At 63.8% G+C, this 18,389-nt stretch carries 19 protein-coding genes and 1 pseudogene; 9 read left to right on the plus strand and 11 right to left on the minus strand.

Annotated features, from left to right (window positions below; translation table 11 throughout):
- Positions 1-383: 383 nt before the first annotated feature.
- Positions 384-1,379: an NAD(P)-dependent oxidoreductase gene (locus tag AC5Y6Y_RS24555; RefSeq protein WP_473140180.1), complete on the minus strand. Its 996-nt coding sequence runs from the start codon at positions 1,377-1,379 to the stop codon at positions 384-386.
- A 380-nt stretch (positions 1,380-1,759) separates the two neighbouring features.
- Between AC5Y6Y_RS24555 and AC5Y6Y_RS24560 the strand changes: the two genes are divergently transcribed.
- The gene (locus AC5Y6Y_RS24560) at positions 1,760-3,025 is read left to right on the plus strand and encodes a TIR domain-containing protein (protein WP_473140181.1); all 1,266 of its coding nucleotides are present in this window, start codon (positions 1,760-1,762) and stop codon (positions 3,023-3,025) included.
- Positions 3,026-3,068: 43 nt separating this feature from the next.
- On the opposite strand, the gene AC5Y6Y_RS24565 is transcribed toward AC5Y6Y_RS24560, so the two are convergent.
- The 6 genes from AC5Y6Y_RS24565 to AC5Y6Y_RS24590 all read right to left on the minus strand — a co-directional run bounded on the left by AC5Y6Y_RS24565 (position 3,069) and on the right by AC5Y6Y_RS24590 (position 6,349).
- Entirely contained in the window at positions 3,069-3,626 is a 558-nt protein-coding gene (locus AC5Y6Y_RS24565) for a hypothetical protein (protein WP_473140182.1), read from the minus strand.
- A gap of 238 nt (positions 3,627-3,864) precedes the next feature.
- Positions 3,865-4,590, minus strand: a complete 726-nt coding sequence (locus AC5Y6Y_RS24570) for a site-specific integrase (protein WP_473140183.1) — start codon at positions 4,588-4,590, stop codon at positions 3,865-3,867.
- Positions 4,591-4,769: 179 nt separating this feature from the next.
- Entirely contained in the window at positions 4,770-4,913 is a 144-nt protein-coding gene (locus tag AC5Y6Y_RS24575; protein WP_473140184.1) for a hypothetical protein, read from the minus strand.
- Position 4,914: 1 nt separating this feature from the next.
- Complete coding sequence (locus AC5Y6Y_RS24580; RefSeq protein ID WP_473140185.1) at positions 4,915-5,055, minus strand: hypothetical protein; 141 nt, start codon at positions 5,053-5,055, stop codon at positions 4,915-4,917.
- Entirely contained in the window at positions 5,055-5,750 is a 696-nt protein-coding gene (locus AC5Y6Y_RS24585; protein WP_473140186.1) for a uracil-DNA glycosylase family protein, read from the minus strand. The genes AC5Y6Y_RS24580 and AC5Y6Y_RS24585 overlap by 1 nt, the downstream gene beginning before the upstream one ends.
- Complete coding sequence (locus AC5Y6Y_RS24590) at positions 5,747-6,349, minus strand: recombinase family protein (protein WP_473140187.1); 603 nt, start codon at positions 6,347-6,349, stop codon at positions 5,747-5,749. Before AC5Y6Y_RS24590 ends, AC5Y6Y_RS24585 begins: the two co-directional genes overlap by 4 nt.
- A 553-nt stretch (positions 6,350-6,902) precedes the next feature.
- Between AC5Y6Y_RS24590 and AC5Y6Y_RS24595 the strand changes: the two genes are divergently transcribed.
- Positions 6,903-7,745 carry a transglycosylase family protein gene (locus tag AC5Y6Y_RS24595; protein WP_473140188.1) on the plus strand — a complete coding sequence of 281 codons (843 nt, stop codon included), beginning with the start codon at positions 6,903-6,905 and terminating at the stop codon, positions 7,743-7,745.
- Positions 7,746-7,877: 132 nt separating this feature from the next.
- Positions 7,878-9,062: a Fic family protein gene (locus AC5Y6Y_RS24600; protein ID WP_473140189.1), complete on the plus strand. Its 1,185-nt coding sequence runs from the start codon at positions 7,878-7,880 to the stop codon at positions 9,060-9,062.
- 320 nt (positions 9,063-9,382) lie between these two features.
- On the opposite strand, the gene AC5Y6Y_RS24605 is transcribed toward AC5Y6Y_RS24600, so the two are convergent.
- From AC5Y6Y_RS24605 to AC5Y6Y_RS24620, 4 genes are all read right to left on the minus strand, one after another.
- Positions 9,383-9,868: a DUF456 domain-containing protein gene (locus AC5Y6Y_RS24605; RefSeq protein WP_473140190.1), complete on the minus strand. Its 486-nt coding sequence runs from the start codon at positions 9,866-9,868 to the stop codon at positions 9,383-9,385.
- A 47-nt stretch (positions 9,869-9,915) separates the two neighbouring features.
- Positions 9,916-10,746: a CDP-diacylglycerol diphosphatase gene (locus AC5Y6Y_RS24610; protein WP_473140191.1), complete on the minus strand. Its 831-nt coding sequence runs from the start codon at positions 10,744-10,746 to the stop codon at positions 9,916-9,918.
- Between the two features lie 109 nt (positions 10,747-10,855).
- On the minus strand, positions 10,856-11,269 hold the full coding sequence (locus AC5Y6Y_RS24615) for a nuclear transport factor 2 family protein (RefSeq protein WP_473140192.1): 414 nt from the start codon (positions 11,267-11,269) through the stop codon (positions 10,856-10,858).
- Positions 11,266-11,775, minus strand: a complete 510-nt coding sequence (locus tag AC5Y6Y_RS24620; RefSeq protein WP_473140193.1) for a DUF3237 domain-containing protein — start codon at positions 11,773-11,775, stop codon at positions 11,266-11,268. Before AC5Y6Y_RS24620 ends, AC5Y6Y_RS24615 begins: the two co-directional genes overlap by 4 nt.
- Positions 11,776-11,852: 77 nt before the next feature.
- On the opposite strand from AC5Y6Y_RS24620, the gene AC5Y6Y_RS24625 reads away from it, so the two are divergent.
- The 6 genes and pseudogenes from AC5Y6Y_RS24625 to AC5Y6Y_RS24650 all read left to right on the plus strand — a co-directional run bounded on the left by AC5Y6Y_RS24625 (position 11,853) and on the right by AC5Y6Y_RS24650 (position 18,385).
- Positions 11,853-12,509, plus strand: coding sequence for a winged helix-turn-helix transcriptional regulator (locus AC5Y6Y_RS24625; protein ID WP_473140194.1), 657 nt, complete (start codon positions 11,853-11,855; stop codon positions 12,507-12,509).
- Between the two features lie 110 nt (positions 12,510-12,619).
- Positions 12,620-13,903, plus strand: coding sequence for a VWA domain-containing protein (locus AC5Y6Y_RS24630; protein ID WP_473140195.1), 1,284 nt, complete (start codon positions 12,620-12,622; stop codon positions 13,901-13,903).
- Positions 13,904-13,947: 44 nt separating this feature from the next.
- Positions 13,948-16,533 (plus strand): flavin-containing monooxygenase, encoded by a 2,586-nt coding sequence (locus AC5Y6Y_RS24635; RefSeq protein WP_473140196.1) that lies wholly within the window; start codon positions 13,948-13,950, stop codon positions 16,531-16,533.
- Between the two features lie 94 nt (positions 16,534-16,627).
- Positions 16,628-16,775: pseudogene (locus tag AC5Y6Y_RS24640) on the plus strand (putative zinc-binding metallopeptidase); the annotation flags it as partial.
- A 9-nt stretch (positions 16,776-16,784) separates the two neighbouring features.
- A complete protein-coding gene (locus AC5Y6Y_RS24645; protein ID WP_473140197.1) occupies positions 16,785-17,621 on the plus strand; it encodes a class II glutamine amidotransferase in 837 nt (278 codons plus the stop codon).
- A gap of 2 nt (positions 17,622-17,623) precedes the next feature.
- Positions 17,624-18,385, plus strand: a complete 762-nt coding sequence (locus AC5Y6Y_RS24650) for an alpha/beta hydrolase family protein (protein ID WP_473140198.1) — start codon at positions 17,624-17,626, stop codon at positions 18,383-18,385.
- Positions 18,386-18,389: the final 4 nt, after the last annotated feature.

Here is an 18,389-nt window from a genome sequence, read left to right on the forward strand (position 1 = left end):
CGCGGCGTCTTCATTAACTCCTGCCATCTCATACCTGCGGCCAAAGTTTCCGCCATCGCGCCGAGCATTCGTCGCCCACAACGGCGGTCCGCAGCACGCCTGCTGCTCTCCGGGTCCAATTGCCGCTGCTGCGCTTCGGCACCGATCAGCCGGAACGCCGCGCCCTCAACCCTCCTCCGATACGAACCGCCCCACCACCACTACGTGGCGGCGGGGTCCAAATTCGCGCGGTCGGCCTTCGTGGCGCGTCAGTGGGGACCGTCGTCCAGGCCGTTGCCGGCCACGACACCCGGCGCGATGAAGTCTGCGACCTGATCCTTCGCTGCGTCGATGTACTCGCTGATTCGCGCACTGGGCCACGCTTCCCCGCTAAGAGCAACGCGTCAGCTACCGGCAACCACCGCGTTCGACGGCGATCCTCCACTCAGGAACGTGCGTATCTGTTCTGCGGCCACGGCGTAGCAGAGGGCGTTCGTTCCTGGCACGGTCCGCGCCATGTGAGGGCTGATGATCGTGCCTGGGCAATCCCAGAGGCGATGGTCTTCCGGCAGCGGCTCAGGCTCAGTGACGTCGAGGGCCGCCCGCAGTCGCCCAGTCTGCAACTCCGCTACGAGTGCGTCGGTGTCAACGATCTTGCCGCGGGCGGCGTTGACGACCAGGGCGCCATCCGGGAGTGCACCGAGGAATGCCACGTCGACCATGCCCTGCGTCGAGTCGGTCAGCGGCGCGGTAATAACGACCGCATCGCACGTCGGCAGAATCTCGGGCACTGCTTCCGGGCTGAGCACGCCGGCGCGTTCCCGACTGGCAATAAGGACAGGTAGAGCGTCGAATGCCCGCAGTCGCTCGGCGACGGCCCCACCAATTGCACCCGCTCCGAGAATCAACACCCGGCTCCCAGCGAGAGTGTCGGCGGCAACGCGACGATGCGCCCACGTGTGCTCCCGCTTGAAATCCACGAGCGCCGGCCACTGACGGTAGAGGCACAGGATCGCTGACAGCACCCACTCAGAGACGGGTCCGGCATGTGCCCCGCGGGCGGTGGCCAGGATGACGTCAGGCGGCACGTCAGAAGCCCACTCGTCGGCCCCCGCGGACAGAAGCTGAACCATGCGGAGGCCGCGGAGTTCTTTCAACAGCGGGATCGGGCGATGGCTGCTGCGGTACGGCGGGATCAGGATCGCAGCGTCGCACTGCTCAGGTGAGAGTGGCCCGCTGGGGTCGTAGATGACGACCTCGAGTCCGTCGACGCGACCAAGCAGGTCAACGCCGACTCTGTCGTCGTCCTCGTGACTGACGAGCACTCGCATCGGAATGTTTCTCCTCAGTTGCCGGTCGAACGGACGGATGAGCGGCGAAGTCGCCAGACCGGGAACCATACTGCTACCGGATGCGGGTCATGCTCCTTCCGACCCACCCCAACGCCCCTCGCAAATCAGCACCTCGTTGTCACACCGATGTCACAACTGAGGCCCACAACCCCGGACTTGGGCGGACAGGACCAGACGATTCGCCCAGCTCGGCAGACCAGCGCAAACCTCGACAGAGCCGACCAGACGCCGCCGTTCGACTTCCCAAGCTGAATACGCGGGTTCGATTCCCGTCATCGGCTCCACGAAAGAGCAGGTCATAGCCCGCTGAGGCGCACAGACTATTTACCGAAACTTGAGACTTGTCGCTGTCTCATCGCTCACCGCGCGCAAGACTCGCCCAAAATGAGTTTGCTCGCTCGCCGGGTTCGTCCGGGGTAAGTGCGACGATGGCTTACGGCAGGGGTGTACGGACGTCGGGCGCGGCCGGACGCACGGCAGGAAGCAACGGCGATTATCGGCGGCCGCACCCAGGGCGCAACCAGGCACACGGCAGGAAGACGTTGACGATGAGCGATCGAAGCACCGAGGCCCAGGGACCAACGACCGACGAAAGCAGCTCGGATCCCGGAGCGGCGCAGTACGACTTCGACATCGCGGTTTCATTCGCCGGAGAAAACCGCGCATTTGTTGAGGAAATAGTACGAGCAGTCCAGCAGTCCGCACCCGATATTACCGTCTTTTATGACGAAGACTACAAATATGATGCTTGGGGCAAGAATGGCATCGAATATTTTACAGATGTCTATATGAAGCGGTCACGCTATGTCGCGATGTTCATTAGTCAAAAGTATGCAGAAAAAGAATGGCCTATCGCGGAAAGGCGCGCCGCTTTGGCACGTGCATTGATCGAAAGAAGCGAGTACGTCCTCCCCATTCGTATCGACGACACTCAACTACCGGGCATGCCGCCAACAGTCATCTATATCGAAGCGATTCGTGAAGGTGTCCCTGGAATCGCAACCGGCATCTTGCATAAGCTGGGCGATAAACGAGCCAAGGCCTTTGTGCCCTACCACGGTAAGGTTGCGAGAACGAAAGAAGAATTGCGAGCTTTAATTACGCAAAAAACCCCCGTTTGGGAGTTTGCGCTGTACGCCTCGGTGCTGTACCAGGGACGGGAGGAACTTCGCCCGCTCATTCTGGATCATTCCATCGGTTATGCTCCCCGCAACGGAAAGCGCGTAACCGAAGTGAGTGAAGCCGTCCAGCTTCACCTCAACACCCTCAGCGATTTTTTGGGATTAAGCGATGATTTCGAAAGGCTTCTGTCACGAGAAGTTCATCTCGCGGCGTTCGGTGCGCCAGGTGAGTCGGGTGATCCCGAGCGGATCATCCATCTCGGTGAGCGTTTCATATCAGTTTACAAGCGACTCCTAGACATCGCCGCAGACCTGCGCGGTACGCAGCCGCACCCGTCGGTGACGAACTATGTAAAGCTCATGGCGAAGATTACAGATCGGCCGTTGTCCGATCTGGATGAATTCATCGATAAGTATGTGAAAATGGTCAACGATCTTCACGAACAGGTGATCAACGGCGAACAACCCGCGCCCGACCAACAAATCGTGGTGGCACTCAGTTTGGATGACGATGTTATGGATGCGCTCAATGCTGAACGCGAGCGTTTGCAGGAAGAATACGACGACGATTAAACGCGTCGACGCACCGGCTCACGGGTTCTGCGTTGCCGCGCGATTACCCTTCGTAGTGCTCGCCGCGCTCTTCTATCCGACCCATAATGTCCTCGGGCAACCCCTCCGAGTTTCCAATAGGCACCCCTTCCCATTCGGGCTCGGGGCGATGAACACGAAACGGTGCATGGTAAGCGGCGCGGCGCAATTTCGTTAAACCGTCATGTACCAGATGGATTGTAAAAGTGTCCAGCGTCTTATTGTCGACATGCTCCTTGTCCGGCATCTCGGGGTCACCGGGCCGCCGGTGCATCAACACCATCGCACCAACTAGGCGCGTATTGAAGAAGTCGGCGGCGTCGCGCACGGCGGGATCTGGATGCCCATTCAATAGGCGTAGCAATGCGGGGCGTATCTCTTCGCGCCACTGCCTGTCGACGCGGTCAACCTCCGCGGCGTCCGCTCTTCCATTCATGCCGGAGATCGTTGCCATGTACGCCTGGTGATTCCACCAGTCGTCAACAAGAGAGACGGCAGCAATTGTGTCTTTGTGGAGAAGCCGGACAAGCTCTCGATACTCGGCATCAAGTATGGGATCAGATTCGCGTTCAGAGTCGATCATGTCTTCAATCTAGATCGTCGGTCAGACCAGGACACTAACCCAGACGCCGCATCGGCACCACGTTCGGCGCGGTTGGCTGGTTCATCGCTTCCAACGCGGCCATGTCGCCGCTGGCGTCGTCGTCGGGGAAGAGATGCGTGTAGATGTCCAGCGTCGTGGTGATCTTCGCGTGGCCCAGTCGGCGGCTCAGTTTGTCTGCTCCGATCCCGGCTGCGACGCAAAGGCTCGCGTAGGTGTGTCATAGCGAATGGAACGTTATTTCCGTAGGAATCACCGTTTCACCGGCCAGCCGATCCGCCCGAAGCACCGCAGGCCGAAACACCGACTTATAAAACGACTGATGCCGGAGTAACCCCGTCCAATCCAGCACCAGGCGTGCGGTAGCTGCATCGATGCTCAAATCCGCCAGAGCGGTGGCTTGGCGCTGCGCTTTGGCAGCAGCGGACAACGGCGCATTGCTGGCGCGCTTGCCGGTCGGCTTCGACGGCTTGAGCGTCACCGCACAGAACAACGGCGCGGTCGGCTCGTCGCGGCGTGGGTGGCCCGCCAGGTAGTCACGCAGCATGTCCGCAGTCGCCGCCGTCAGCGGCACCCGGCGCTCGCTACCTTTGGTCTTGGTCGTGTCGTAGACCAGTGCGCCGCCTGAGTCGATCACCGTGCGCTCAACGGCCAGCCACACCGTGCCGTTGGGGTTAACCGGCCAGGCGATGTCACCGACGCACAGACCCGCTAGCTCGGCCGCACGCAGACCGGACCACGCCGCCCGATGCACCAGCACCGCACACGGCCACGGTGTTGCTTCGACTAGCGCGCAGACTTGGGCCGCAGTGAGGAACTGCGACAGATCATCGACCACACCAGGCGTGCCGCCTGACAAGGTGCGTTCGGTCGGCAACCTCACGTGATCGGTCGGGTTGACCATGATCCGGCCATCGGCCACGCATTGCGAAAGCACTTGTCGCACAACGAAATAATGGTGCCTCACCGTCGACACCGATTTGCCGGCCTTCGTCAACGCACCCACCCACTCGGCCACGTCTGCGCGCCGGATTTCGTTGACCGGGCGGTGACCGAACGTCGAAGCAATCGACAGATCGGCGGTCGATTCACCGGAACTGGTGCGCCGGGCTCTGGTTTTGTCGGCTAGCAGGTTGTGTATTCGGCGCGGGTGCGCGGCTTCAAATCGTGGCGGCTAGCCAACCACTGCGCGGCCACATCGGCGAAGGTTGCCGATCCCAGCTCGCGCAGCTTTGTCGGTGACTGACCTTTCAACAAAAGCGTTTTCACGTCATCGAGCTTGTTTTTGTGCGGCCTCGCGGGTATCGAACGTCTCGGTGTGCCGGGTGCCGTCTTCAATCCAGGTAGCTTCGAAACGCTCAACCGGCTTGCCGTTGACGCGGGGACGTGCGTTGCGGATACGGACGTGCATTACGAACCTTCCTCAGTTGCAATGCCTTCCGGCACCATGCCTCCGCACGTGGGCTCGACGCGAGCAGGCGGCTGGCCTCGCAGCGACCCTTTAGCGATGGCCCACTTCAACGCTGCGCTCACGTTGTCGACCCATTCCTCTTCGAGGGCGTCGTCATGTTTGCGAATGATCCAAGAGGGATGCTTTGCGAAGAATAGCCGGGGCACGAGCTTTGACCGGACATTGCGAGGAGCAACAAACGGCCACGGCACCGTCCGCGCAGTCGGGTAGAGAAACGTCAAGACGCGGCTGGCGTCGTCACCTAGTCCAATAACTAAGCTAGGGCGCACGATCTCAAGTTCGCGGTATAGATACGACGAGCAGTTCGCTATCTCGTGGGTGTACGACTCACGATTCTTGGGCGGATGGCAATGGACCGCATTCGTGATGAAGAGTCTGTCTTTTCTTATCGGAACCCTGGCGAAACTGCGGCTGAGCAGACTTCCGCTCCCCTCGTAGAACGGTTCCTGAGGCTCCATGCACTGTTCACAGAGGCTCTGCCCAACGATAGCGACCGGCGAATCCAAATTGCCCCAGCCAGGTGCTGACTCGGTTTCGCGAGGGCGATTCAACCCCTCACAACGCCGACACGTCTTGATCTCAACGTCAAGCAACGCCTTTCGCTGGCGACGAATCCCCTGCTCCGGGTCGGTCATATGGTTGCCTCGCCTTCGGTTTCCGCAAGCACTCGGTACACCGTCGCACGACTGACGCCGAGCGTGCTGCCGATGGTTGAAACCGATTCGCCTGCCGCGTGCATGCGCCGGGCTAACGCAGCCTTGGATTCGTCGAGCGCCTTCGGGCGTCCGATTGATTGGCCGCGTGCGCGTCGTGCTTCACGCGCTGCACTGCGGCGCTCGCGACCTAGCTCCAATTCCAGTTCAGCCAAGCTCGCTAGCACCCCGGCAATCATGCGCCCAGTGGCGTTGGATGTGTCGATACCCTCGCGCAGCGAACGCAGCACGATTCCGCGTGCGTTTAGGTCTCGAATTGTCGTCATGACTTCGGCAGCATTGCGGCCCAATCGGTCGATGCCAACCACGGTGATCACGTCGTCGGGACGGGCGTAGTCGAGCAGAGCTGTTAGACCGGGGCGTCGCTCGCGGGTGGACATACCAGTCAGTTTGTCGCGGTAAATACGCTCTGCTGCAATACCTTCGGATGTCAGCGCATCGACTTGAGCGTCTAGTGCCTGATGTCCGGTCGATACGCGAACATAGCCAAGCGTGGTGCCGGTAGCGGTGGGTGCGGTCATCGTCCCATTGTCTCATAAGTCGCAAAATACAGTTTTTCGAACACATACTTTTGATTCAACTTGTGAGACATGCCGAGCAGGATTTTTCGGTCGGCATTGCGACAACTGAACGTCGTCTCACAACTAAAGATTTGCGACTCATCCTGATCGGCCAGGCGGCAACGCTCGCTGCGGTCGGTGCAGCTTTGCATGCCCCGCCGTCGCCATGCTGTTCATCGCAGCCGCGCGGATCACGGCCTCATTGAGCGGCAACAGTTCGTCGGGCGGCGAATCACCTGTACCGAACGGATCGAAACTGCCGCCCAACGGCTCGCCTGGCGGCGAATCGTCGGTGACTGGTGTCGTCCGGATAGGCATCGGTCTGTTGAGCGCCCTCGGTCACGATCTCGGCGTCGACCACGCCATCGGGATCAGCAGCCGCGAGGGCGTCCCGGACCCTTGCGCCCGCAATACGTCTTGACGGGGGTGGCGGACGCGCGGCTGCCAGCGCGAGAGGTAAGGCGGGGGCGAACTGGGACGCGATCGCGGCGAAAGAGTCCGGCGGCAACTGGCGATGAACACCAGAAACGGCTACTTCGGCGGCCTGCAATTCACGCAATTCACCTGGGAATCGATGGGCGGCAAGCGGTTCGCCGAGCGGGCCGACCTCGCCAGCAGGGAACAGCAAATCGAGATTGCGGAGGAAACCCTTCGCCGGCAGGCGCCGGGGGCGTGGCCGAACACGTTCGTTCCGGCCGACCTTAATCCGGCCGCGGCCGGCGCCAACGCGCGTCCTGTTGGCGCCGCTGCGCCGGCCGGCAATCAGGGCGCCAGCAAGCCGCAATGCGCCGGCCGTCGTGATCGAAGACGCCGGCATGGCTCCGGCGAGCTCGAAAACCGCCTCAACGCGACCTGGAACGCCGCGGCGGGCAAGGATGGGGAGCGAACTGATGGCCGCACCCAGGCTCCTTCTCTGCCAGGAACCGATGGACGGCCGACCGGAAATCACCGCCGGGGTACGGCGGTCCTTTCCGGCACCACGGTTGCGGAATTCCCCGCGGCCGAGAACCTGCCGGACTGGCTAATCCAGCAGGGCCGGCGTTGCTCGCGGGAGGCGCAAGCCGCCGCCGAGAACGTCACCGTGACCGCGGTACTGACACATTGGGCCGTCCGCGACTTCGCCGCGGGTGTCCTGGGGTTCGACTTGGTTACGACGGAGAACATGAGCGAGTTGTGGCTGATCTGCACACCCGAGATTGCCGACCGGATCGGCAGAAACCCGCGTCGCCCTGATGTCGACGTTTTGGGCGCCGCCGGGGTGCGGACAGTTCCGGACCCTTCCCGTCGTCGTCCAGCCCTCGTCGTCGCCTGCTGCGGCCCGCGCTGCCGCCGCGCAACTGCATCGGCGCCCCGGTAACGCCAATTCAACTTGTTGTCATCGCCTCATCAACAAGTGAAAGGTGCCGTCAGTTGTTTTTGGTCAACTAAAACCAAATGGAACTGAATTTCATGCATGTAATACCAACCAGTGAGGCGGTACACTTGGTTTGTGCAGGTAGAGCTGTTTGCGTCGAGCCCGCTCGGCAGCCTTTGGCCCATCTCCGGTACAGACGGCCGAAACGGGCGATCCTACGATCACTTCGCGTACGTTGCTCACCCGCTCGGGGCGGAGCCCAACCTTCAAGGCGGCACATGGCGGGCTGTCACCCGCGCTAGCCGGGCGCTCGCTCACCTGGACCAGGCATCACGTCAGGTTGGCAACCCTCGAATACTCCGACGACCAACGTTGAGCCGAGAGGCGCAGAGCACATCCGCGCTGGAAGGTACATTCGCGCCGCTCGATGACGTCCTGGCTGCCGACTCCGGCGCCGACGAGAACAGAAGCGCCGCGTTGAGGGAAGTCCTCAACTACGTGGATGCGGCGGACGTCGCGTTCGATTACGTGGCCGAGCATCGGACCGTCACGACCAGCCTTCTATTGGACGCCCACCAGCAACTCGTCCTTGGAACGGACGCCGAGACGCGTGACGCAGGGCGCATCAGACGCTGCCAGGTCGCGATCGGAAGCCCTGACGGAACGATCGAGTCGGCAAGGTTTGTCCCAATGCCGCCGGGCACCGGACTTGAAACCGCCGTTCGTGACCTTGTGGCATGGATACCCGCAGGAGGCGACCGAGACCCACTCATCGCTGCCGCAATGACTCACTATCAGTTCGAAACCCTGCACCCGTTCAATGACGGCAATGGCCGTATCGGACGGCTACTCATCGTCCTCCAGTTCATGGTCGACAACCTGCTCCAAGAGCCGCTGCTGAGCGTTTCACCATGGTTCGAAATCCGCCGAAGCGAGTATGAGGACGAGCTTGCGCGGGTCTCGCAGACAGGTGAATGGGATTCATGGATACGGTTCTTTTCCCAAGGAGTCGAGGCCTCCGCGATTGACACCGCGCGCCGCGTCAATCTGATGCTCGACGCCCAACGCAACTACGTGCAGATTCTCCAAGACAGCGGGTATCGAGGCGGGGTTGCGCGTGACATCGTCGAATCACTCGTCGAAACTCCGATTGTGCGTGTTCCAGCACTCGCACGGCGCTTCAACAAGACACCGCAGGGCATAGACACTGCCGTGAAGAAGCTGCTGGCGCTGGGCATAGTTGAGGGCCCGTATGGCAGCTATGGGCGATACTACGTCGCCCGAGAGATCTACCGCGCGATCACCGCAGCTGCGCCCTAGGCAATAAACACAGCGCATGGGCGAGGCTCTGCATCAGGACAAGATCGACGAGTTGCGGGGCGAAGTTTGCATCAGACGTCGATCGCACGCCCCACAACACTTTGACCAACCTTGCGCGCACTCCAATTGACGGACGGATCCCAAGCTGAATACACGGGTTCGATTCCCGTCATCGGCTCCACACGTGCAGTTCAAACTCCGTGCAACTCGATGAGCACCTGACCGCCGAATTTCGGCAGCGTGACAAGCCGTCGAGTGTCGCGCTTCGGTAAGGCGGTCCCGCCGACTTTTCCTGGCAAGAAGGTGAAGGCGGCAAGCGCTTACTGCGTGAGAAACACCCCGATCACCCACGCGACGGTGGCGAACAGTGCGGCAGCCAGCTCGACGCCCATCGATAATGCGACACCTTTCACGGCGTGCTTCGTCGAGGTCCATGCCAATCGCTGGTCTCCGCGGACGGCCAACTCGGCCACGTAGACACCCAGCACGAAGCCGATCACCAGGCCGACCACCGGGATCGCGAAGAAACCGATGATGCCCCCCACCGCGCCCGCCACCAGACTCAGCGTGCGCACGTCGGCCGCCCGCATCCGCTTCACGGGCCAGGCGTATTTGATCAATACAGCAGCACCGAGCAACGCGGCCACCACGCCCAGCGTCACCCAGGCGGTGATGTTGTCCTCGACGACGGCCCACACCACGATCGCGACGAACACCAGCAGCGTGCCCGGCAATAGCGGCACCACGATGCCGATGATTCCGACGGCGATCGCGAGCGCTACGAGGACGATGCCGGCAGCACTCATGCTCTCAACCTATCTCTGGTGACGGCTGCCCGGCCGTACTCCTGGAGCTACTGGCGATACAACAGACCGTCGATGGTCTTGATGCCGAACGGGTGATGCCCCTGCGTGCTGAGCTGCCCCTGGCTGTTGATGATGTAGAACCCGCCGGATGCCGCCGTGGTGACGGCGATGCACTGATGCTTCATCTCACCGGCCTGGCCCTGTGCGACCGTTTTGAAGGCTTCCTCGAAGATCGGTTGGTCCAGATTCTTCACATGCACCCACCGGAACAGTCGACCGTTGAGCTCGATCGTCTTCTTCGGCCAGTCGCCGAAACTCTGGGCGACGGGCACCTTGTTCTTCTCCGCGGCGGTGATCTGGTCGCGCACATTCTTCTGCAGTTTGGTCACGTGGATGTGCATCTGGTTCTGAGTCCGCGCCTGCGGGTCCCCGGAGTTGATGCCGAGAGCCCAGTCGGTGCCGGCGAGTTTGCTCTGTGCGTTGTTGACCCACGCTGCGGCGTAGGGCCACAGGTTGAGCATCTGACCCTTCCAGCACTTCTCGCATTCGATGCCGGAAACCCGAATCAGCGGGATACACAACCAGTCCCACGGACCTTTCGCCCCCGTCTTGATCGCGTACCCGTACGCCCGGTCCTTGTTGGCTGTGGGGAAGTCGACCAGTGCCAGGGTCTTGGCACCGGGTTGCGCATCCTTGACGGCGGCATAGAGTTCGCCGCCATCGTTGGGGCCGCCGCAATCTGGTCCCGACGCGGCTGGGTCGCCGAAAGCCGGCCACGCGGCAGCACCTCCGAGTGCCGCACCGACGCCCAATGCGCTTGACGCGGTGAGGAATCTGCGACGGTTCACGCTGCGGTCGGTCGAGCCCGTTTCAACCATGAGGCGCCCTTCACCTAACTCAGTCGAGTAGCCGCACAGTATCGAACATTCGACCAGGTGTCTTGGTCGGCAGTTGAATTGTCACCACCGGGGCCGAGCGACGGTGACGCTACGTCGGCCGCCTCCGCGTCACCGGTGTCAGTGCCTGCTCGAACGCGACCCCGTCTACGAAGGTGTCTTTGCGCAGCACCTGCCAGTGGTCCGTCACCGTCACCAGGTCCATGCAGTCCCAGCTCACGTCCCGTCCTCCCCCGGCGCCATCAGGCAGCACACACTTCAGCGTCCAGTCCAAAACCCAATGGCTGGAACCGAATTCCGTGCGGTGGACGTCGAATTCGAGCTGGGGCAACACGGCGAACATCGCGGCGAACGCGTCGCGAACGGCAGCGGTCCCCGTCACCGGACGACGGCCGTGGCGCAACCAGAACGTCGTATCGCTCGCATGAAGCGCCACTATCGCGTCGGCGTCGCGGGCGGACCAGGCGGCCAGGTAACGGCTGTACAGATCGTGCAGCCGGTTCATCGGACCGCGAAAACCCGGTAGCGGACTTCCGAGAGCGACACTTCATTGATCGCCACGGTGTGTATCGCGTTGATCCAGCGGTAGCGGTCATCGTCAGTGTCGAATAACGGGCTCGAGCGGGCGATCATCTGGTCGTGGCGGATGAATTCGCCGCTGGTGAATCGTCCGGCGGTCTCGCGATCCATCTCCACCCTGCCGGTGTTGGTCATGTGGATGTACGCGCCGTCATCGGTGCGCAGGGTGGCGCGGACGTCCAGGCGTGCGATGCGGTCGGTGCCGAACAGGATCCAGTCACCACCGCCGGGCAGGATGTCGCCGGCAATCCGGGGACCTTCGCATCGTCCGTGTTTGACCACATAGGTGAACCGGGTGCCGACGGGTGTGGAAAAGATCTGCACCGGATCGAACTCGATGCGAATGTCGAGCAGGTGTTCCAGCGCCGGGCGTGCGTCGACGTCGATCAGGCCGGTTTTCGAGTTGCCATCTGCAGCAGGGGGGCGGCTCACGCGGTAGACGCTACACCCGCATACTTGGAATTACCAAGTCCCAACTTGGATATTGAAAGCTAATGTAAGATCGTTCCGTGGCGGCGAAGTCATATGGCCAGCACTGCGCGCTGGCGAAAAGCCTGGACATGGTCGGAGACCGCTGGACGTTGCTGGTGGTGCGCGAGCTGCTCGACGGCCCCCGCCGCTACGTCGATCTGCTGCACGCATTGGCACCGATCGCTACGGACATGCTGGCCGCGCGGCTGCGCGAGTTGGAGAAGAACGGCTTGGTTTCGCGCCGCACCCTACCGCCACCCGCGGCGGCCAAGGTCTACGAACTGACCGACGCGGGCCGCGCACTCGAGGACGTCATCAACGCGTTCGAGCGTTGGGGCCGTGGGCTTTTGGAGACACGCAACCCAGAAGACCTGGTCCGCCCTCAATGGCTCGCCAGGGCGGTGCGGGCCTACGCGCGGGACGAACGGCCCGGGGTCGATCTGGTGTTGCAACTGGTCACGCCTGAGGGATCCACCACGCTGCACATCGACGAGCACGCCGTCGTCGACGCCGCACCGGCCGAACCGGACGTCACGCTGGTCGGATCGGCGGAAACACTTGCGGCGGCAATGAATCCGGCCCGATTTCCGGAGTTGGTCGCCACCGGAGCGCTGACCGTCAACGGGCGGCGCGCTGCCGTGCGCCAGCTGGCGAAGGTGTTCGGATACTCCGGCTTGCCGTCGACGCTGCGCTGAGGGCGGCGTCGACAAGCACTTCGTCGGCACAGCCGCAGAGTCAACGCCGACGGGGCGACGGGGCTCGGCCCATCTACGCTGTAGCCACGATCGGACGAATCGGAGGGTTCATGGCCGAGCTGACCAAGGGCGCCAACGCGCCAGTGCCCACCGCCGAACTTGTCGTCGAGGTCAGCTGGCAGGCCGTGGCCGGCGTCGACGCCGACGCCAGCGCTCTGCTGCTGACCACCGCGGGCAAAGTGCGCGACGACGCCGACCTCATCTTCTACAACCAGCCCGCCTCGCGCGACGGGTCGGTTCGGCACGCCGGTTCGATCCCGACCGGCGGCGACCGCCTCGTCGTCAACACCGCCGCTGTCCCAGCCGGCATCGACCGTGTCGCGTTCGTGGCGTCCATCCACGACGCCGCCGCCAAGCGTCAGACCTTCGCGCAGCTGCCCGGGCTGTCGATCAAGGTGTCCTCCGGCGGGGAGCCGGTAGCGAGCTACTCCATCTCGGGGCTGACCACCGAAACCGGGCTGATCTTCGGCGAGCTGTACCGCCGGCAGGGCGCTTGGAAGTTCCGCGCCGTCGGGCAGGGCTTCGACTCGGGGCTGGCCGGCATCGCGACGACGTTCGGCATCTCCATCGACGACGAACCTTCCCAGCCGCCGCCACCCGCACCGACCATCGATATGAACAAGCAGCGGCAGATCAACCTGCGCAAGACGGTATCGGAGAAGTCGCCGGTGCTGCTCAAGAAGTTCGACGCCGCCAGCGTCTCGCTGGAGAAGCGCGGCTTCCTCGGCGAACGTGCCGAGGTCATCTTGGTGCTCGACGTCTCCGGTTCGTCACGCCCGCTGTTCAGCAACGGCAGCTACCAGGAACTCATCGACCGGTTCCTGGCCATGGCCCTGCTGTTCGACGACAACGGCACCGTTGACACTATCCTCTTCGATCACCGGGTGCACGAGGGCGAACCGGTCACTCTGGCCAACCGCGAGGGCTGGACCGACCGCGCCATCAACCGCAAAGGCATCTGGGGCATGACCAAGTACGCGCCGCCCATCGAACAGATCGCCGCCGGTCTGCGACGTGGCGCGACACTGCCCACCTACGTCGCCTTCATCACCGACGGCGGCAACAGCGACCGCAAAAGCGCCACGGACGCCGTGCTGCGCGCTTCCGGTTTGCCGATGTTCATCCAGTTCATGGCGATCGGCCGCGAACGCGACTTCCCGTTCCTGCACAAACTGGACGAGTTGACCGGCCGCGAGATCGACAACGCGGGGTTCTTCGCCGTCGAGCAGGTGACGACGCTGAGCGACGCAGCGTTCTACGACAAGGTCATGACGGAGTTCCCCGACTGGCTGGCCGCGGCACGGGAAACCGGCATCGTCGGCAGGGGCCGCTGAGAAGACCCCTAAACAAATGGCGCGCGAGCAGCGATGATAGGCGCATGAGTGATGTACGCCACACCGATGTGGATGTCGTCGTCGTCGGCGCCGGCTTCGCGGGCCTGTACTGCGCGTACCGGCTGGGCCGTGCGGGCCATTCGATGCGCATCATCGAAGCCGGTGACGACATCGGTGGCACCTGGTTCTGGAACCGGTACCCCGGCGCCCGCGTCGACATCCCCAGCGTCGACTACATGTTCAGCTTCGATCCGGACTGGTCGCGTGACTGGCAGTGGTCGGAGAAGTACGCCACCCAGCCCGAGATCCTGCGCTACCTCAACCACGTGGCGGACAAACACGACCTGCGCCGGGACATGCAGTTCGGCACCCGGGTCACCCACGCGCACTGGGACAACGACTCCGGTATCTACCGGGTGGGCACCGACCGCGGCGAGCAGATCACCTGTCGCTACCTGGTGCTGGCGACCGGTTGCCTGTCGGTACCGAAGGACCTCGACATCGAGGGGGTCGAGAACTTCACCGGGCAGGTCTATTTCACCGGTCGCTGGCCGCACGAACCCGTCGACTTCACCGGCAAACGGGTCGGCGTGGTCGGCACCGGATCCTCTGGCATCCAGTCGATCCCGCTCATCGCCGCCCAGGCCGCACAGCTGACCGTCTTCCAGCGCACGCCGTGCTTTTCCATCCCGGCCCACAATGGTCCGATTGCGCCGGAGAAGCTCGCCCAACTGGCCGACGACGAGGCGTACCGCAACGCCGCGAGATACTCCTTCGGCGGGGTACCGGCCGAACGCACCATCACCCCGGCGTTCTCGGTGTCCGCCGAGGAGCGGCGGCAGCGGTACGAAAGTGCCTGGCAGCGAGGAGAACTGCTCGAAGTCCTCAACCTCTATGCCGACCTGATGAGCAATCCGCTGGCCAACGCGGAATTCGCCGAGTTCATCCGCGACAAGATCCGCGGCATCGTGCGCGATCCGCAGACAGCGGATGCGCTGTGCCCCACCAGTTATCCGGTCGGCGCGAAGCGGCTGTGTCTGGATACCGGTTACTACGACACCTTCAACCTGCCGCACGTGCGGTTGGTGAACCTGCGCGACCAGCCGATAATCGGCCTCACCGAGACCGGAATCGACACGGCCACCGAAACTTTCGAGCTCGACGCGATCGTCTTCGCCACCGGGTTCGACGCCATCACCGGCGCGGTTGCGGCGATCGACATGGTGGGTCGCGGCGGGCTCACCCTGACAGACAAGTGGGCGCACGGTCCGTCGACGTATCTGGGCCTGACCACCGAGGGATTTCCGAACCTCTTCCTCATCGCCGGCCCGCACAGCCCGTCGGTGCTGTCGAACATGGCGGTGTCGATCGAGCAGCACGTCGACTTCGTCGCCGACGTCCTGCAGTATCTGCGCGAGCACGAGCTGAACCAGATCGAACCCACGGCGCTGGCCGAGGCCGGATGGATGCAGCATTCGGACGACGCGGCATCGATAACGCTTTTCCCCCAAGGTAACTCGTGGTACGTAGGGGCCAACGTGCCGGGCAAGCCGCGCACCTTCATGGCCTACGCCGCCGGAGTGGACTTCTACCGCGCGGCGTGCGACGAGGTGGTGGCCCGGGACTACCTGGGTTTCCGGTTATCCGGCAGCGCCGGTGTGCAGTGCAACGACGGCGTGGTGCGCCGTCTGCAGCCCGACGTTCAGATGGTGCTCGAGCAGATGGCGCTGTTGAATCCGCCGCCGCTGGAGTCGTTGCCGCCCGAGCAGGCGCGTGCCTTCCTCGACGAGATGAACCTCGCCCGCCCGCCCGGCCCCGAAGTCGGCGAGATCGTCGACGGAACCCTGCCCGGCGCGGGGGGCATCCTCAATTACCGCCTCTACCGACCGGCCAGCCCGGGTCCGCACCCCGTCGTCGTCTATTTCCACGGCGGCGGCTGGGTTCTGGGCGACTCCGTTTCCGACGACCCGCTGTGCCGTGATCTGTGTGTGCGCAGCGAAACGCTGATCGTCTCGGTGGACTACCGACACGCGCCGGAGCACCGATTTCCGGCCGCGCTCGAGGACGGTTGGGCCGCAGTGCAATGGGTCGCCGAGCACGCCGCCGAACTCGGCGGCATTCCCGGGCAGCTCGCGGTGAGCGGATGGAGCGCGGGCGCCGGGATCGCCGCCGTGGTAAGCCAACTCGCCCGCGACGCAGCCGGCCCGGCGATCGTCGGGCAGGTGTTGTTGACCCCCGTGACCGACTCCGATCAGACCCGCGCCTCCTATCTGGAGAACGCCGACGGTTACGGCCTCACCGCCGCGATGATGCGGTGGTTCTTCGACTGCTACGCCGACCCGCAGGTACGGGACGACCCGCGGATCGCACCGTTGCGCGCAGCCGATCTGTCGGGGTTGCCGCCGGCTGTGGTCGTCGTGGCGGATTTCGACCCGCTGCGCGACGAGGGCGTCGCGTACGCCGAAGCGCTCGCCGCAGCTGGCGTTCCCACCGAGCTCATCCGGGCCCGCGGCCACACGCACCTGTCGCTGTCCATGGTCGACATGGTGGTCTCCGGTGCGCCCATTCGCGCCCAGCTCGCCACCGCCCTACACGGGTTCTTCGCGACCGACTCCGTCAAGTCCGCCTAACAGCGGGATGCTCGCATTCGCCTGCCCGACCTGCCGCAGCTACGCCGCCTTCGAATCCCGACACTGCCCGGACTGCCGGACCGAGTTCGGGTTGCGGATGCTGGAGGATTGGAAGTGGTTGTCGCTGTGCCTGAATCGGGTGAACACCGCTGGGCAAGAATCCGCTGTACCCGTTCGAGATTGCCCCCGCGGTGGTCGGCAAGCTGGCTTTCGTGCATAGAGTTATCCGCGAGACGCGGTAGGGAGGTCGGATGTGCCGGTGGGTCGCTTACCTGGGTGAGCCGATCGCGCCCCGGGAGTTGCTGCACGACCCGGAGCGGTCGCTGATCGAGCAGAGTCGCCGGAATGCGCCGAACATGGAGATTCCCAACGGGGACGGCACCGGGCTGGGCTGGTACGAACACCGTCCGGAGCCGGCGCTGTTTCGCAGCATCACCCCGGCGTGGGGCGACGACAATCTGCTGGAACTGGCCACCGAGATCCGCACCCGGCTTTTCCTGGCGCACGTGCGGGCAGGTACCGGGACGCCGGTGCAGCAGACCAACTGTCACCCGTTCCGCTACCGCAACTGGCTGTTCGTGCACAACGGTCATGTCGGCGGCTATCAGCGGCTGCGTCGGGAGCTGCTGCTGGCCGTCCGCCCCGACCTGTTCGAAAATATCGGCGGCTCAACGGATTCAGAGTTGATGTTCCACCTGGCTCTCACCTTCGGCCTCACCGAGGATCCGCTCGGCGGCATCGCCCGGATGGCGGGATTCGTCGAGGACGCCGCCACCGCAGCCGGCGTGGACGAGCCGGCGCTGCAGATGACGGTGGGGGTGAGCGACGGAACGCGACTGTATGCGGTCCGCTACGCCAGCGCGGGCGAGGTCAACACGCTGTTCGTCAGCGAAGATCCGGAGTCGGTACGCATGCTCTATCCGGACAGCGAGCGGCTGGCACACTTCGGCGACGACGCCCGGGTGGTGGTTTCCGAGCCGCTGACCGAGCTGCCCGGCATGTGGCGGGAAGTTCCGCCGGGAGCCGCGCTGATCATCGGCGACGGCGTCGAGGAACTGCCGTTTCGGCCGATCCCGGGTCGGGTCTGACGGTGGGCGAACGCGTCACGTTCGCGAGTTCGACCGGGCCGAACCTCGCCGGAATCATCGACGAGCCGGAACAGGAAGTACGCGGCTGGGGGGTGTTCTCGCACGGCTTCACCCTCGGCAAGGAGTCCCCGGCCGCGGCGCGGATCTGTAAGCAGCTGGCCGCCGACGGGATAGGCATGCTGCGCTTCGACGCGCTGGGACTCAGTGGCTCAGAAGGAGATTGGGGCGACGGCTCGTTCACCGTCAAGGTGGACGACATCGTCCGGGCATGCCAGTTCATGGCTGACCGCGGAACCCCGGCCGACATCCTGGTGGGGCACTCCTGGGGCGGTGCCGCGGTACTGGCAGCGGCCGCGCAGGCACCGGGCGTGCGGTCGGTCGTCACGGTCGCGGCACCCGTCGACCCGAGTCATGTCGAGAAGCATTACGACGCCGTGGTGGACCGGTGCCTGTCGGAGGGCAGCGCCGAGTGGCTGGTCGGCGGGCGGACGCTCACGTTGAAGCGTGACTTCGTCGAGGATGTCCGCGCAGCTCACCTGCACGACAAGATCAGCAGCCTGCGCATGCCGCTACTGATCCTGCACTCGCCCACCGACAACACTGTCGACATCGAAAACGCCAGCGAGATCTTCCGCCTGGCGCGCCATCCGCGCAGCTTCGTCTCGCTGGAGGGCTCCGATCACCTGCTCACCGCCCGTGGGCAGGCCCGCCGGGCCGGTCGCATCATCGGCGCCTGGGCCGACGCGTATCTCGACGAGCAGTAGCTGC

The organism is Mycobacterium sp. NGS24 (genome assembly GCF_059813065.1).

Coding starts and splice junctions, on each gene's coding strand:
- AC5Y6Y_RS24555 (WP_473140180.1), bottom strand. CDS start 1,379: ATGGTTCCCGGTCTGGCGACTTCGCCGCTCATCCGTCCGTTCGACCGG.
- AC5Y6Y_RS24560 (WP_473140181.1), top strand. CDS start 1,760: ATGGCTTACGGCAGGGGTGTACGGACGTCGGGCGCGGCCGGACGCACG.
- AC5Y6Y_RS24565 (WP_473140182.1), bottom strand. CDS start 3,626: ATGATCGACTCTGAACGCGAATCTGATCCCATACTTGATGCCGAGTAT.
- AC5Y6Y_RS24580 (WP_473140185.1), bottom strand. CDS start 5,055: ATGCACGTCCGTATCCGCAACGCACGTCCCCGCGTCAACGGCAAGCCG.
- AC5Y6Y_RS24585 (WP_473140186.1), bottom strand. CDS start 5,750: ATGACCGACCCGGAGCAGGGGATTCGTCGCCAGCGAAAGGCGTTGCTT.
- AC5Y6Y_RS24590 (WP_473140187.1), bottom strand. CDS start 6,349: ATGACCGCACCCACCGCTACCGGCACCACGCTTGGCTATGTTCGCGTA.
- AC5Y6Y_RS24595 (WP_473140188.1), top strand. CDS start 6,903: ATGAACACCAGAAACGGCTACTTCGGCGGCCTGCAATTCACGCAATTC.
- AC5Y6Y_RS24605 (WP_473140190.1), bottom strand. CDS start 9,868: ATGAGTGCTGCCGGCATCGTCCTCGTAGCGCTCGCGATCGCCGTCGGA.
- AC5Y6Y_RS24610 (WP_473140191.1), bottom strand. CDS start 10,746: ATGGTTGAAACGGGCTCGACCGACCGCAGCGTGAACCGTCGCAGATTC.
- AC5Y6Y_RS24615 (WP_473140192.1), bottom strand. CDS start 11,269: ATGAACCGGCTGCACGATCTGTACAGCCGTTACCTGGCCGCCTGGTCC.
- AC5Y6Y_RS24630 (WP_473140195.1), top strand. CDS start 12,620: ATGGCCGAGCTGACCAAGGGCGCCAACGCGCCAGTGCCCACCGCCGAA.
- AC5Y6Y_RS24635 (WP_473140196.1), top strand. CDS start 13,948: ATGAGTGATGTACGCCACACCGATGTGGATGTCGTCGTCGTCGGCGCC.
- AC5Y6Y_RS24645 (WP_473140197.1), top strand. CDS start 16,785: ATGTGCCGGTGGGTCGCTTACCTGGGTGAGCCGATCGCGCCCCGGGAG.